The organism is Caldinitratiruptor microaerophilus (assembly GCF_025999835.1).
In the GTDB taxonomy this organism is placed as follows: domain Bacteria; phylum Bacillota; class Sulfobacillia; order Symbiobacteriales; family ZC4RG38; genus Caldinitratiruptor; species Caldinitratiruptor microaerophilus.
Window position 1 is genome coordinate 2,654,780 of the sequence record NZ_AP025628.1, and the last position, 14,301, is coordinate 2,669,080.

A 14,301-nucleotide genomic window follows, 5' to 3' on the forward strand; every position below is an offset into this window, starting at 1 on the left:
GAAATCGAGGACCTCCTCTTGCTCAGGACGCCTGCCGGCCCGGGGCCAGGGCCGCCAGGACGACCTCGTCCACGTACTGGCCGCCCACGAAGAGCGCACGGCTCAGGCGGGCCTCCTCGACGAGCCCGGCCTGCTTGTACGCCTCGACCAGGTCCGGCCGCGACGCCGGGACCCGCCCCTCGACGCGGTTGAGGTTCAGGTGGCGAAACGCCTGGCGCAGCGCCACGGACAGCGCGTCGGACTCGAGCCCCCGGCCCTGGAACTCGGGCTGGCCGACCATGACGTCCAGCCGGGCCCGCCGGTGGGGCCCCTCGGCCTCCGACAGCCGGACCAGGCCCACGTGGCGCCCGTCCTGGGTGTCGATCGACCAGAGCCGCGTGCCCCGCTCCATGCCGCCACCCAGCCGGGTGAGCCACTTCTCCACCGCGCCGCGGGAGGGGACCGGCACGTCCGGCCCGAACCAGACCCGCTCGACGTCGCTCAGCCATCGCTGCACCCGCTCGGCGTCGGCCGGCTCGGCCGCCCGCAGCACCACTTTCTCCCCTGCCAGCACGTCGCGCCCCCCTTGCCGCTCAGTGCCGGGACCCCCACTCCATCATGGCCTCGAGGATCCCCCCGAGGCTGCGCCCCTTCTCCGTGAGCGAGTATTCCACCCGGGGCGGGATCTCAGGGAAGACCTGGCGGTGGACCACCCCACCTTCCTCCAACTCCTTGAGACGCTCCGAGAGGGTCTTGGGGCTGATCCCCTCCAGCGAGTTCAGGAGTTCGCCGAAGCGCCGCGTGCCCGCCATCAGGTCCCGCAGGATCAGGACGGTCCACTTCTTGCCGATCACGCTGAGCGTCTTCTCGATCGGGCAGTCACGGGCAGCCACCGGCTTTCACCTCGCTGCTATTCCTTTGGAAAGTGACTTCCGCTGCCGAACAGTGTACCAGCGGCTGGCGCCGGCGTCAACTCCGTTCCAGGAGTGCCTCCTTGCGGAGCGGGATCCCGCACCGGTGGCAGTAGTACGCGCCGGTGAGCACGGGCGTACCGCACGCCGGGCAGGGGTCCCCGAAGGCAGGACCGTCCGGCTCCGACGGGGGCCGGGACTCGCGGACGGCGGCCTCGAGCTGCCGCGCGCCCCGCACGAAGAAGAACCCCATCAGGGGAACCAGGAGGTAGAAGAGGGCCTCGACATCGGTGTGCAGGGCCAGGAGGTCGTAGGCGCCGTGCATGGCGACCGGCACGGCCAGGGCCAGCACCCACGCCCGGAGGCGGGCGCGGACGGCGGTGGCGAAGCGGGCCCGGCCGAGGTAGTACCCCATGGCGATGCCGAAGAGCGCGTGGCCCGGGACCGCCAGGAAGGCGCGGGCCCACGCCGTGGCGAAGCCGCCGGTGAAGACGAACACGAGGTTCTCCAGCGTGGCGAACCCGAGCGACAGCGCCGAGGCGTACACGATGCCGTCGTAGGGCTCGCTCAGGTTGGGGCTGCGGTAGACCGTCACCAGGACGCCGGCGAACTTGAAGAACTCCTCGGTCAAGCCGGCACTGACGAAGGCCTGCCACATGACAGCCCACACGCCGGTCAGGCCCAGGCGGGCGCGGATGGGCTCCAGGACCAGGAAGTTCACCGCGAGCACCGGCACCGCCACGAGCGCGCCGGCGAGGAAGGTCCGCGCGATCACCCGGGGAGGCTCCCGCTCGTGCGGGTCACGAAAGTAGAGGTAGAGCAGGATCGCCACCCCGGGGGCGAGGGCGAGCGCCAGGAGCTTGAGGTAGGCCACGTCCGATCCCTCCGCGTCCCTGGCACTCTTCCATGCGGGTCCTCAGTGCTCCTGCCGCTCCGTCCCCGGGTCCTCCCCGGCGAGCTGCAGGAAGCGGTGCCGGCTCAGGCTCATGAGGAGGATCTCGCCCGGATCGTCCCTGCGGGCGGCCGGAGAGAGCACGCCGACCGGGACGAACCCGAGGCTCCGGTACAGCCGTACGGCCCGGGTGTTGTGGCGGTACACCCGGAGGTAGACCGTCCGGAAGCGCCAGCGGCTGAACGCCAGGCGAAGGAAGGTGAGCAGGGCGTCGCGCCCGTAGCCGGCGCCGCGATACGCCCGGTCGCCGATCAGGACCCGGAGTTCCCCGGCGTGGGTTCGCCAGTCGATCCGGTCGAGCTCCACCTCGCCGATGAGCTTCCCGTCCAGGGTTTCGATGCCGAGCGCCCGGAGCCGCCGGTCGGTGAGAACCCGGCGGTACCACGTCTCGACATCCCCGTCGAGGCCCGCGAACTTGTGCCCCATGAGCGCGGTGATCTCGTCGTCGCGGTCCCACTGGGCCAGCCGGGGGAGGTCGGAGCGCAGGACGGGGCGCAGGAGCGTCTTCTCGCCGGTGAGGGGCGTCTCCGCGTACTTCGCCAGGTACCGGGCTGCCGCCTTGGCCAGAACCCCGTTCTGTGATCTCATGGCCTGTCCTCGCGCGCATGAAATAGGCACGTGTCGACAAGACACGTGGCGAACATCCCGGGGATTCGACGGCCCTTCGCGGGGGTCCTTCAGGGAATTCGAGGGCGCCGCTGGTCGCCGCAGGAAACGGACGCTACAATGGCCCCGTGGCAATCGTCCGGATCACGGAGGATCTCGGTTGGCACTCCGATCGTGGCAAGCCGATCTGCTCCTGCTGCTGGTCACCGCCATCTGGGGCTGGACGTTCCCCGTGGTGGAGTCGGCCACCCGCTGGGTGCACGTCTTCCCGTTCCTCGCGCTGCGCTTCGACCTCGCGGCGGCCGTGCTCGCCGTCCTGGTGTGGCCGCGCCTTCGCCGGGCCCCCGCGGCGACGTGGGGAGCAGGGGCGCTCGTCGGCCTGTTCCTCTTCGGCGGGTACGCGCTCCAGACCTTCGGCATGGGCCTGAACCGCTCCCCGGCCAAGACGGGGTTCATCACGGGGCTGTCGGTCGTCCTGGTCCCCGTGCTGAGCCGGATGTGGCTGCGGCGCCCGGTCGCCGTCCAGGCGTGGGCGGGCGTGGCGCTGTCCACCGCCGGGCTGGCGCTCATGACGCTGAACGGTCGGCTCGCGCCGCACGCCGGCGACCTCCTGGTGCTGGGCTCTGCGCTGGCCTTCGCACTGCACGTCACGGCCGTCGCCCGCTACGCCGGGGCGCACGATCCCGCGGCCCTCGCCGCGATCCAGGTCGGCACGGCGGCCCTGGCCGCCCACGCGAGCGCCGTCCTGACGGGCACCTGGCGGCCGCTGTCCACCGTGGACGCCGCCGTGTGGCAGGCGATCGTGATCACCGGGCTGCTGGCCACCGCGCTGGCGTTCTGGCTGCAGAACACCCTGCAGCCCTTCACCACCCCGACCCACACGGCGCTCATCTTCGCCGCCGAACCGGTGTGGGCCGCGGCCTTCGCCTGGCTGCTCAGCGGGGAGACGCTCACCGGCCGGGCCTACGTCGGAGGCGCGCTGATCGTGCTCGGCATGATCCTGGCCGAGCTGTCATCGCTCCTCAAGCGGAAGCCGGCCTCCCGGGGGGAGGCGCGCGAGGCGGCCCGCCAGAGCACGCTCTGACGGGCCGCCTGTCTCACACGCCGTCCGCCGGTCAGGTGGGGAGCTGGCCCGGCTGCTCGAGGGGGACCTCCGCGCCGCCGGGCGGCACGGGCGGGGTCACGTTCACCGTCTCCGACTCCTCGGGCTTGTCGCCCAGGGCGTGCCGCAGTACGTCGTCCATGTGATCGACCAGGACGAGGTTCAGCTTGCGGCGGATGGTGGGAGGTACCTCTTCCAGGTCCTTCTCGTTGTCTCTGGGGAGGATCACGTTCAGGATACCGGCCCGGTGGGCGGCCAGGACCTTCTCCTTCACCCCGCCGACGGGGAGCACCCGCCCCCGCAGGGTGATCTCGCCGGTCATCGCGATGTCCCGCCGCACCGGCCGCCCGGTGAGGGCCGAGACGACCGCGGTGGCCATGGTGATCCCGGCCGACGGGCCGTCCTTGGGGATTGCCCCCTCCGGAACGTGGATGTGGATGTCGTACCGGGTGTGGAAATCCTCGTCCACCCCGAGCTCCCGGGCGCGGCTGCGGATGTAGCTGAACCCGGCCTGCGCCGACTCCCGCATGACCTCGCCCAGCCGGCCCGTGAGGAGAAGGTTTCCCTTCCCCTTCATCACCGTCACCTCGACCGGGGCAGTGTCGCCACCCGTCTCCGTGACCACGAGCCCCGTGGCGACGCCGACCTGGTCCTTCTCCTCCATGTGCCCCCAGCGATAGCGCGGGGCACCGAGGAACGTGTGCAGGTTCTGCTGGGTGACCCGGACGCTGCCCTCCCGGCCCTGGACGATCTGCCGGGCGGCCTTGCGGCACAGGTCGGCGAGGCGCCGCTCCAGGTTCCGGACCCCCGCCTCCCGGGTGTACTCCCGGATGATCGCCCGGATGGCGTTCTCCGAGACGTCCAGCTGGTCCTCCCTGAGCCCGTGCTCCTGGCGCTGCTTGGGCAGGAGGTGCCGGCGGGCGATCTCGACCTTCTCCTCCTCCGTGTACCCGGAGATCGTGATGACCTCCATGCGGTCGAGGAGGGGGCGCGGGATCGTCCAGGTCACGTTCGCCGTGGTGATGAACAGGACGTTGCTGAGGTCGAACGGGACCTCGATGTAGTGGTCGCTGAACTGGCTGTTCTGCTCGGGGTCGAGAACCTCGAGCAGGGCGGACGCCGGGTCGCCCCGGAAATCCGAGGACAGCTTGTCGATCTCGTCCAGCAGGAACACCGGGTTCTTCGAGCCGGCGTTCCGCATCCCCTGGATGATCCGCCCCGGCAGCGCCCCGACGTAGGTCCGCCGGTGGCCCCGGATCTCCGCCTCGTCCCGCACGCCGCCCAGCGAGACGCGCACGAACTTGCGCCCGAGCGCGCGGGCCACGGAGCGGCCGAGGGAGGTCTTGCCGACCCCTGGCGGCCCCACGAGGCAGAGGATGGGGCCCTTCGTCTTGTCCTTCAGCTTGCGGACGGCCAGATGCTCGAGGATGCGCTCCTTGACCTTCTCAAGTCCGTAGTGATCCTCGTCGAGGATCCGCTGCGCCTCGTCCAGGTCCACCCGGTCCTCGGTGGTCGTGTTCCAGGGCAGCCCCGTGATCCACTCGAGGTAGCTCCGGACCACCACCGACTCGGCCGCCATGGGCGGCATCTTCTCGAGCCGGTCGACCTCCCGGAGCGCCTTCTCCTCGATCTCCCTGGGCAGGTTCAGCTCGGCGATCTTCTTGCGGAACTCCTCGACCTCGGAGGCGCGGTCGTCCCGCTCGCCCAGCTCCTTCTGGATCGCCTTGAGCTGCTCCCGCAGGTAGTACTCCTTCTGGGTGCGCTCCATCTGCTTGCGCACCCGGCTCTGGATCCGGCTCTCGATGTCCAGGAGCTCGTTCTCCCGTGCCAGGATCTCCGAGACGAGATCCAGCCGGTCGATCACCCGGAAGGCCTCCAGCACGGCCTGCCGGTCCTCCACCTTGAGGGGCAGGTTGGCGGCCACCGTGTCCGCCAGCCGCCCGGGGTGGGTGATCGTCATCACGGTGGCGAGCGCCTCGGGGGGCGCCTTCTTCGAGCGCTTCACCCACTGCTCGAACTGGCCCACCACCGCCCGCATGAGGGCTTCCGCCTCCGGGCTCGGGTCCGCGACCTCGGCGACCTCTTCGGCCTCCACGCGGAAGTGCGGCGACTCCTGGACATAGCGCCGTACCCTGCACCGGCTGAGCCCCTCGAACACCACCTTCATGGTGCCCCCGGGGACCTTGACCACCTGCTTGATCTCGACCAGGGTACCCACACGGTGGATCTCGTCCGGCGTGGGATCGTCGGTGCGGGTGTCCTTCTGCATGGCCAGGACCATCCGCTTGTCCCGGCCCAGGGCCTCCTCGAGCGCCTTCAGGCTCTTCTCGCGCCCCACCTCGAGGGGCACGATCATCTCAGGAAAAACGACCTGCCCCCGGAGCGGGAGCAGCGGCCATTCCCGGACGGCGGGCTTGCGTTCGGCGGCCATCAGCTCCTCACCTCCTGCGCGGCGGGGCCAAGCTGGTTCGCACTCCATTCTACCACATGGCCGCCGGCACTCCCACCGCCACTGCCGGCCGCTCCGGGACCGCTTCCGGTTCTGCCTCCGCCCCGGCGGGAAGGAGGGCCAGGTCCAGGACCTCGCCGAGGCTCCGCACCGGGACGACCTCCACCCCGGGGAGGCGGGCGTACGCTTCCTGCCAGTTGCCGGCCGGGATGAGCACGCGGGTGGCGCCGGCGTGGCGGGCTGCCTCCAGCTTGGCCGGCACGCCGCCCACGGGCTTGATCTGGCCCCGCACCGACACCTCCCCGGTCATGGCCAGGCGCTCACGCGCGGGACGGTTCAGGATCGCCGAGGCGACGGCCACCGCCATGGTCACGCCCGCCGAGGGGCCATCGACCGGCACACCCCCGGGGAAGTTGACGTGCAGGTCGTAGTCCCGGGGGTCCACCGGCAGGACCAGGCGCAGGGCCGTCCTGGCGTTCTCCGCCGCGGCCCGGGCCATCCCCTGGCGCCGGAGCACCCTTCCGGGCGCCTCGAGCTGTTCCTGGTCGACGATCCCGGTGACCGTCAGGCGCCCGGCTCCCGGCGCCGCGCGCGTGGCCGCCACCTCCACCTCGACCACGGTCCCGACGCCCGGGCCGGTCACCGCCAGCCCCATGGCGACCCCCACGAGGGGCCGCTGCGGCACCTGCCGGTCCGCCCGCGGGGCGAACTGGCAGGCCTGCACCACCCACTCCACCTCCGCGGCGGGAATCCGGCTCAAACCCCGGTTCATCGCGATGCCGGCCGCCATCTGGACGATGTTCGCAGCATCCCGCCCCGACGTGGCGTGCCGCTGGATGATCTCCAGCGCCTCCGGCTCCAGCTCGAGCCCGATCTTCTCCGCCGCCCGCCGGGCGATGAGCCCGATCTCCGCCGGGTACAGGGCCCGGAAGAACACCTCCACGCAGCGCGAGCGGATGGCCGGGGGGATCTCCTGCGGGAGCCGGGTCGTGGCGCCGACCAGCCGGAAGTCGGCGGGGAGGCCGTTCTCGAAGATGTCGCGGATGTGGGCGGGGACGTTCGGGTCGCCCGGGGTGTAGTACGCGCTCTCCAGGAGCACCTTGCGGTCCTCCAGGACCTTGAGCAGCTTGTGCATCTGCACCGGGTGCAGTTCGCCGATCTCGTCCAGGAAGAGCACGCCGCCGTGCGCCCGGGTCACGGCGCCGGGCTTGGGCTGGGGGATCCCGGCGATCCCCAGGGGCCCGGCGCCCTGGTAGATCGGGTCGTGGACGCTGCCGATCAGCGGGTCGGCGATGCCCCGCTCGTCGAAGCGCGCCGTCGTGGCGTCGATCTCGACGAACCGGGCGTCGGGGCCGAAGGGCGAGTGGGGGCTGCGCCGGGCCTCCTCCAGCACCAGGCGGGCCGCCGCCGTCTTCCCCACCCCTGGCGGCCCGTAGATGATCACGTGCTGGGGGTTGGGGCCGCACAGGGCCGCCCGCAGCGCCTTGATCCCCTCCTCCTGGCCCACGATGTCGGCGAACGAGCGCGGCCGGATCCGCTCGGCCAGCGGCTCGCCCAGGCGGAGGGCGCGCATCTTCTGGAGGCGCTCCAGCTCCTTCCGGGACTCCCGCTCGACCACGGCCCGCGAGCCCTGCTGCTGGCGGAGCAGCGTGGTGAAGTAGAGCCCCAGCACGACGACGAAGAGGAGGTTCAGGAGCGTCACCAGGCTGCCGATGGCCACCTGTCTCACCCCCGCGCCCGTCCACGCGACGCTGTCCGCCGGTAGTATGCGCGCGCCCGGACGCGCCGGGGGCGCCCGTTCGGGCGCCCCCGGCCGGCAGTCGCCGGTGCGTCAGGCGGTCTCTTCCTTCTTGTGGCGGCCCCGGGTCTTCTCGGCGACGGTCACGAGGATCGGCGGCTCCTTCTTCAGCACCACGTCCCGGGTGATCACGCAGCGGCTGACGTCGCTGCGGGACGGGATGTCGTACATGACGTCGAGCATGAGGTCCTCGATGATCGCCCGCAGCCCCCGGGCGCCGGTGTTGCGCTTCATGGCTTCCTTGGCAATCGCCCGGATGGCCTCCTCCTTGAACTCCAGGTCGATGCCGTCCATCTGGAGGAGCTTTTGGTACTGCTTGACCAGCGCGTTCTTGGGCTCGGTGAGGACCTTCACCAGCGCGTCCTCGTCCAGGGCATCGAGCGTCACCACCACGGGGAGCCGGCCGATGAACTCGGGGATGAGGCCGAACTTGAGCAGGTCCTCGGGCATGACGTGCTTGAGGACCTCGCCCACGTTGGTCTCCTGCTTGCCCTTGATCTCGGCGGTGAAGCCCATGCCCCGCTTGCCGATGCGCGCCCCGATGATCTTGTCCAGCCCCTCGAAGGCGCCGCCGCAGATGAAGAGGATGTTCGTGGTGTCGATCTGGATGAACTCCTGGTGCGGGTGCTTGCGCCCGCCCTGGGGCGGCACGCTGGCGACGGTGCCCTCGAGGATCTTCAGCAGCGCCTGCTGCACGCCCTCGCCGGAGACGTCCCGGGTGATCGACGGGTTCTCGGACTTGCGGGCGATCTTGTCCACCTCGTCGATGTAGACGATGCCCTTCTCGGCCTTCTCGATGTCGTAGTCGGCGTTCTGGATCAGCTTCAGGAGGATGTTCTCGACGTCCTCGCCCACGTAGCCCGCCTCCGTGAGCGAGGTGGCGTCGGCGATGGCGAACGGCACGTTGAGGATCTTCGCCAGCGTCTGGGCGAGCAGCGTCTTGCCCGAACCGGTGGGCCCGAGCATGAGGATGTTGGACTTCTGCAGCTCGACGTCCTCGAGCTTTCCACCCATGTTGATGCGCTTGTAGTGGTTGTAGACCGCGACCGACAGGATCTTCTTCGCCCGCTCCTGACCGACCACGTACTGGTCCAGAACGGCCTTGATCTCGTGCGGCTTGGGGACGTCCTTGAGCTCGAACTCGACCTCTTCGTTGAGCTCTTCCTCGATGATCTCGTTGCAGAGCTCGATGCACTCGTCGCAGATGTAGACACCGGGACCGGCCACGAGGCGCTTCACCTGGTCCTGGAACTTCCCGCAGAAGGAGCACTTGAGCTGGCCCTTGTCCTCGCCCGTGAACTTGAAGGACATGCCCGCCACCCCCTACCGATTGCGCGCCTTGGGGTGCAGAACCTGGTCGACGAGCCCGTACTGGACGGCCTCTTCTGCGGAAAGCCAGTAGTCCCGGTCGATGTCCTTCAGGATCTTCTCCACCGGCTGGCCCGTGTGCTTGTGGAAGATCTGGGCGATCGTCTCCTTGCTCTTCAGGATCTCCCGGGTCCAGATCTCGATGTCCGTGGCCGTACCGGTCAGGCCGTGGCCGTGGATGGCGGGCTGGTGGATCATCACCCGCGAGTGGGGCAGCACGTACCGCTTGCCGGTGCCCGCCGTGAGCAGCACGGCCCCCATGCTGGCGGCCGTCCCCACGCACATGGTGGAGACGGGGGGCTTGATGTGCTGCATGGTGTCGTAGATGGCCAGGCCGGCGTCGACGGACCCGCCCGGGGAGTTGATGTACATCTGGATCTCGCGGTCGGGGTCGTCGCTCTCCAGGAACAGCAGCTGGGCGATGATCAGGTTCGCCACCTGGTCATCGATGGGGCTGCCGAGGAAGACGATCCGGTCCTTCAGGAGCCGGGAGTAGATGTCGTACGCCCGCTCGCCCCGGTTGGTCTGCTCGATTACCATAGGGACCAAGTAGCTCATCCCTCGGTTCCTCCTTAAGGCACAGCCGCGCCTTACGACTCGGGCTCCTGCCGGGACGTCTCCCCCGGAGGCGATCCGGCGGGGGCGGGACCCTCGCCGCCGGCCGCACCGGCCCCGACGGGCGCCTTCTCGGCGGCCGGAGGCCGGTTGAGCTTCACCAGGTGGTCGATCGCCTTCTGCTTCAGGAGGCTCTCCCTGACCCTTGCACGGTATTCGCGGCTCCGGCGCAGGCTGGCGAGCGAGTTCTGCCGGCCCTGGTACAACCCGGCCAGGGCGTCCAGCTGGGCGTCGATCTCCGCCTCCGACACCTGCAGCCCTTCCCGGGCCGCCACCGCCTCGAGCACCAGGTCGGTCTTCGTGAGGCTTCGGGCCGGCTCCTCGAACTGGTCGTGGAGCGCCCGTTCGTCCTGGCCGGTGGCCTGCAGGTAGGCCTGCACCGTCACGCCCTGGGCGGCCAGGCTGCGCACGAAGTCGTCCAGAAGCTCGTGCAGGCGGCGGTGGACCAGAACCTCCGGCACCTCCACCTCCGCCTCGGCGACGACCGCTTCGACGACCTTATTGCGGAAATCCCGCTCGGCCTGGGCCCGAGCGGAGTCCCGGAGTCTATTCTCGACGTCCGAACGCAACTCCTGCAGGGTCTCGAACGGGCCCACCTGCTTGGCGAAGTCGTCGTTCAGCTCCGGAAGCTCCTTCACCTTGAGGTCTCTCACCGTCACTGTATACGACGCTTTCTTCCCCCGCAGGCGTTCGTCCGGGTGATCGTCCGGATAGGTCAGCTCGACCGTCCGGGTTTCACCCACCCGCGCGCCCAGGAGCTGATTCTCGAAGTCCGGCAGCAGCCGCCCCGTCCCGATCTCGAGGGTGCGCCCCTCCTGCTTGCCCTCCGGCAGAGGCTGGCCGTCCACGGTCCCCTCGATGTCGACGACCGCGTACGACCCCGCGCGCACCTCGCCCCCCTCGTCCGGGACGATCTGCGCCACCCGCTCCCTGAGCTGCTGCAGCTGCCGGTCGACGTCCTCCTCCGTGACCTCGACCTTGGGCTCCTCGATGTCGAACCCCGAGAGGCGGCCGAGCTTCACCTCAGGCTTGACCTGGACCTTGCCCCGGAAGGTCAGGGGCTTGCCTTCCTCCAGCGTGTCCACGTCGATCTCGGGCTCGTCGATCGGTTCGACTCCGCCCTGATCGACCGCTTCGGCGTACGCCTCGGGCACGAGCGCCTGGGCGGCCTCGGCGAGGAGGTTCTCCTTGCCGTAATACCGCTCGAAGATGAACCGAGGGGCCTTCCCCGGCCGGAAGCCGGGGATCCGGGCCCTGCGGACAAGCCTCCGGTAGGTGTCCTCGATGGCTCGCTGGAAGCGGTCCGCCTCCACCTCCACCGAGAACTGCATCCAGTTCTTTTCTAGCCTGTCCCAGGTCGCCTTCATCTACCCTCGTGCTCCTCCTCCAACCAGTATACGGTTCCGGCGATCGCCCCGAACCCGTCGAGCCCCGACGCAACTTCCATATTATACCGCGCCCCGGCCGCACTTCTCAACAGAATACCAGTCCCTTCCATGCACTCCGGCGCCGGACCCCACCCCGGGCACGGGTTGCCGCCAGTTTACTCTTCGGCCGCGTTCCCCGGCCCCCCTGCCGCCAACCGGCCCAGCTGCCTGACGGGCGGCCCGGACGAACCCTGGGTGTCGGGAACACCCTCCTTGACAGGCCTGTCAGGGAAAGGCTATAATGCGAACATCTGTTCCACGTCGGAGGAATCCCCATGTCCGGGCCTTCGGCGGCCCGTGCCGCGGTGCTGTTCGCCCCGGTGGCCCAGGGCGCGATCGAGGCGGTCGTGTATGGCTACGGTCCGCTGCACCTGCGCCAGGCGCTCGGCGAGGGCAGCCTGACCGTGGTGACTTTGTTCATGGGCGCGACCGCCCTGGTGACGTTCCTCGTGGCGGGCGCCTGGGGCCGGCTGGGCGATCGGAGCGGGCGGACGCTCGAGCTCATGGCAGGAGGACTCGCCGGCGCCGGGGTGGGACTGTACCTGCTGCCGGCCGGCCGCACCTCCGCCGCGTTCATCGCGCTGGCGGTCGCGTCGGCGGGACTCCTGGCCGCCGTGGGACCCCTGGGCGTCGCCTGGCTCACGGTGCGCACGCCGCGGCAGCCGGCGCTGGAGGCCGCGCGGTTCTACCGGGGTCGGTCCATCGGGTGGGCGGTCGGGAGCTTCGGCACTAGCTACCTGGTCCGGGCGGGAGGGATCGCCGGCGTCACCCGCGCGTTCTGGGCCGGGGGCGGTCTCGCCCTGGTCGCGGCGCTGACCCTGGCTGCCGCCGCGCTGGCGGGGCGGCGGCCTGCGCCCATCGGTGGTGCCGCGCTGCCCGGCGCCGCACCGGTGCGCCAGCGCGACCCGGGGCCCGCCGGTTCCGAACCGGGTACCCCGGAGCCGGCCGCCGGGCCGGTCTGGCGCAACCCGTTCGTCGCCGGGGTGGCGCTCACGGTGGTCCTGACGGCCACCGGCAACGAGGCGTTCTTCGCGGTGCTGGCGACCTACCTCACGGAGTTCCTCGGCGGTCCCCCATCGCTGGTGGGCCTCTCCCTGGGGGTCGCCAGCACCCTGGGCATCGCCGTGATCGGGCCCGTGGGCAACCTGGCCGACCGCTGGGGACCCGAGCGGGTGCTCTTCCTGGGCACTCTCGGATACTTCGCCATGTACGCCCTCGTCATCCTCGCCCGCGACCCCGTCGCCGTCACGGCGGCGTTCGCCGTTCCCCTGTACCCCTTCCTCTCGACCGGCGCGACCGGGGTACTGGCCCGCCGGACCTCCGCCCGGAGGCGGGGTGAGGCGATCGGCCTCTACGAGGGCAGCGCGGCGCTGGCAGCGACGGCCGGCAGCCTGGCGGCGGGGCTCGTCGCCGACGCGCTCGGTCTCCCGTGGGTCCCGGTCCTGTCGGTCTCCCTGGCGGCGGCCGGAGCGCTCGCCGCGTGGACGCGGGTAGTGCGGGCGGCCGCGGCCGTGCGCTCACGGTCCCTGTAAGAGGGCCGCCCAGCCTGTCCGTCGCCGAAGGCGAGTACCCCCGGTCCGGCGGGAGAACCTAGGACCGGGGAGGGACAGACGTGGTCGATTGGGAGCAGGTCGACCGGACCGGCCGGGAACTCCGGGAACTGGGGCACCGCCGGGCCGAGCTCGTCCGGCGAATCCGGGAGCTCGAGGCGGCCGGTCGGAAGGAGCGGTGCGTCGAGCTCACGGACGAACTGGAGGCGATCAGCCTCCAGTGTCAGGAACTCCTGAGCCGGCAGCACGGCATCCTCGCCGCGGCGTTCCCGTCGCCCGGCCTGGGACCCGGCGCACAGGCGGGCGACGGCTTCGCGACACCGGAGCGGGTCACGTCGTGAATGGGTGCCGCTCGCGAGTCGGCCCCCGGCTGGATACCGGGGGCCATTCCGCTTGGACCCGCTTCCCACGCCTGGTGCGAGAGGTGGGGGTCGAACCCACACGCCTTTCGGCACAGGATCCTAAAGCCGGTAGGCAGCATTTTCCTGCATCAAGGCGCAGTAACGCGCAGCACGAAGCAAATTCACGGGATTCGCTCCAGAAGCGGCCTTGCGGACTTGGTGTTGCAAGACGCTGCTGGTAATTGCAAGGCGATGACAGGAGTATTTGTCATGGCAACGGTGGTCAGAAGTAGTGGTCAAAACCGAACATCGCCCTGAGGTGCTCGAATCCGGTGAATGAGCCGTTCGGACCCGAAAGCCGCTACAGACGCCGCCCGTAGGACTACGGTACACGGGATACTGTTCGCAGGAGCCGAAATATACGGTTGTTTTGGCGTGGATAGTTCGGCACAGATTGGGTCTGCGAAGGCGGTGGGGTTGACATTCCCTGCAAGCCGTGGTAGTTTAAAGGCAGCCCGCCACGGTGCGCTGCACCGCCGCGTTCCGCCGAACTAGGTGCGGCCCGTGCTAGCCGGATTTCAGGCCGACATCGTGCCCGCTGCGGGCTGGCCCCTGCACGGTGTCGGCTGCCCCGAGGGGCCTCCAGGTCAGTTTTGGCCTGGGGGCCCCTTTCGCTTGCGGAGGAGGTGACGGAATGGAGCTACAGGCCCAGGCTCCGGGCCGCTTCCTGCGCCGTCGCAAGGCCGCTGAGTACTGCGGGGTCTCCTTGCGGACCTTCGACGGCTGGTTGGCGGCAGGACTTCCCCATCTCAAAATTGGCAATATTATCCTGATCGACCGAGACGAGCTGGAGCGGTGGCTTTCCGCCCACCGCCGGGGTGGCTACACGGCAAGCGCATAAACACGAGGCCCCTTGGCGCCGCCACGCCAAGGGGGCCGGTGGGAGGAGGTGAAGCGCGTGCCGCTGCGGGACCTTGACCCCATCCTCCGGGACGAGTTCGACGCTGCCGCCCTATACCGACCCGGCGACCCCGGCTGGCGTGTGTGGAGCGCCCGAAGGGGCCTGGCGCATCTCCCGGAGTGCCACTGGGCTAGGCGCATTTCTCCCGCGAATCGGCAGCGTGCTAGTCGGGCGGAGGCAATGGCGCTCGTGAAGCGCCCGGCACTGTGCTGCTTGCGGCACGAGGTACTGGAAACGCTGCT

Annotated in this window: 13 protein-coding genes; 4 read left to right on the forward strand and 9 right to left on the reverse strand. The window is 70.1% G+C overall.

Translation table 11 applies throughout. The features are described 5' to 3' along the window. Positions 1-22: 22 nt before the first annotated feature. From caldi_RS12885 to caldi_RS12900, 4 genes are all read right to left on the reverse strand, one after another. Positions 23-553, reverse strand: a complete 531-nt coding sequence (locus caldi_RS12885; RefSeq protein WP_264842161.1) for a GNAT family N-acetyltransferase — start codon at positions 551-553, stop codon at positions 23-25. A 19-nt stretch (positions 554-572) separates the two neighbouring features. Then, entirely contained in the window at positions 573-872 is a 300-nt protein-coding gene (locus tag caldi_RS12890) for a winged helix-turn-helix transcriptional regulator (RefSeq protein ID WP_264842162.1), read from the reverse strand. Positions 873-948: 76 nt separating this feature from the next. Then, on the reverse strand, positions 949-1,764 hold the full coding sequence (locus caldi_RS12895; protein ID WP_264842163.1) for a PrsW family glutamic-type intramembrane protease: 816 nt from the start codon (positions 1,762-1,764) through the stop codon (positions 949-951). A gap of 42 nt (positions 1,765-1,806) precedes the next feature. Then, positions 1,807-2,430, reverse strand: coding sequence for a GNAT family N-acetyltransferase (locus caldi_RS12900; RefSeq protein WP_264842164.1), 624 nt, complete (start codon positions 2,428-2,430; stop codon positions 1,807-1,809). Positions 2,431-2,608: 178 nt separating this feature from the next. On the opposite strand from caldi_RS12900, the gene caldi_RS12905 reads away from it, so the two are divergent. After that, positions 2,609-3,532: a DMT family transporter gene (locus caldi_RS12905; protein ID WP_264842165.1), complete on the forward strand. Its 924-nt coding sequence runs from the start codon at positions 2,609-2,611 to the stop codon at positions 3,530-3,532. Between the two features lie 31 nt (positions 3,533-3,563). On the opposite strand, the gene lon is transcribed toward caldi_RS12905, so the two are convergent. The 5 genes from lon to tig all read right to left on the reverse strand — a co-directional run bounded on the left by lon (position 3,564) and on the right by tig (position 11,147). Next, a complete protein-coding gene (lon, locus tag caldi_RS12910; RefSeq protein ID WP_264842166.1) occupies positions 3,564-5,981 on the reverse strand; it encodes an endopeptidase La in 2,418 nt (805 codons plus the stop codon). A gap of 49 nt (positions 5,982-6,030) precedes the next feature. Beyond that, positions 6,031-7,719, reverse strand: a complete 1,689-nt coding sequence (gene lonB / locus caldi_RS12915; RefSeq protein WP_264842167.1) for an ATP-dependent protease LonB — start codon at positions 7,717-7,719, stop codon at positions 6,031-6,033. Positions 7,720-7,830: 111 nt separating this feature from the next. Beyond that, entirely contained in the window at positions 7,831-9,108 is a 1,278-nt protein-coding gene (gene clpX / locus caldi_RS12920) for an ATP-dependent Clp protease ATP-binding subunit ClpX (protein WP_264842168.1), read from the reverse strand. Positions 9,109-9,120: 12 nt separating this feature from the next. Beyond that, entirely contained in the window at positions 9,121-9,723 is a 603-nt protein-coding gene (locus tag caldi_RS12925) for an ATP-dependent Clp protease proteolytic subunit (RefSeq protein ID WP_264842169.1), read from the reverse strand. A gap of 32 nt (positions 9,724-9,755) precedes the next feature. Beyond that, entirely contained in the window at positions 9,756-11,147 is a 1,392-nt protein-coding gene (gene tig / locus caldi_RS12930; protein ID WP_264842170.1) for a trigger factor, read from the reverse strand. A gap of 335 nt (positions 11,148-11,482) precedes the next feature. Between tig and caldi_RS12935 the strand changes: the two genes are divergently transcribed. The 3 genes from caldi_RS12935 to caldi_RS12945 all read left to right on the forward strand — a co-directional run bounded on the left by caldi_RS12935 (position 11,483) and on the right by caldi_RS12945 (position 13,999). Next, a complete protein-coding gene (locus caldi_RS12935; RefSeq protein WP_264842171.1) occupies positions 11,483-12,739 on the forward strand; it encodes an MFS transporter in 1,257 nt (418 codons plus the stop codon). An 80-nt stretch (positions 12,740-12,819) separates the two neighbouring features. Further along, positions 12,820-13,098: a hypothetical protein gene (locus tag caldi_RS12940; RefSeq protein WP_264842172.1), complete on the forward strand. Its 279-nt coding sequence runs from the start codon at positions 12,820-12,822 to the stop codon at positions 13,096-13,098. Between the two features lie 694 nt (positions 13,099-13,792). Then, entirely contained in the window at positions 13,793-13,999 is a 207-nt protein-coding gene (locus tag caldi_RS12945; protein WP_264842173.1) for a helix-turn-helix domain-containing protein, read from the forward strand. The last annotated feature ends 302 nt before the right edge of the window (positions 14,000-14,301 follow it).

Excerpts from the sequence above, each read along its gene's own strand:
- lon (WP_264842166.1), bottom strand. The coding sequence starts at position 5,981 with ATGGCCGCCGAACGCAAGCCCGCCGTCCGGGAATGGCCGCTGCTCCCG.
- clpX (WP_264842168.1), bottom strand. The coding sequence starts at position 9,108 with ATGTCCTTCAAGTTCACGGGCGAGGACAAGGGCCAGCTCAAGTGCTCC.
- caldi_RS12925 (WP_264842169.1), bottom strand. The coding sequence starts at position 9,723 with ATGAGCTACTTGGTCCCTATGGTAATCGAGCAGACCAACCGGGGCGAG.
- caldi_RS12945 (WP_264842173.1), top strand. The coding sequence starts at position 13,793 with ATGGAGCTACAGGCCCAGGCTCCGGGCCGCTTCCTGCGCCGTCGCAAG.
- tig (WP_264842170.1), bottom strand. The coding sequence starts at position 11,147 with ATGAAGGCGACCTGGGACAGGCTAGAAAAGAACTGGATGCAGTTCTCG.
- caldi_RS12935 (WP_264842171.1), top strand. The coding sequence starts at position 11,483 with ATGTCCGGGCCTTCGGCGGCCCGTGCCGCGGTGCTGTTCGCCCCGGTG.
- caldi_RS12900 (WP_264842164.1), bottom strand. The coding sequence starts at position 2,430 with ATGAGATCACAGAACGGGGTTCTGGCCAAGGCGGCAGCCCGGTACCTG.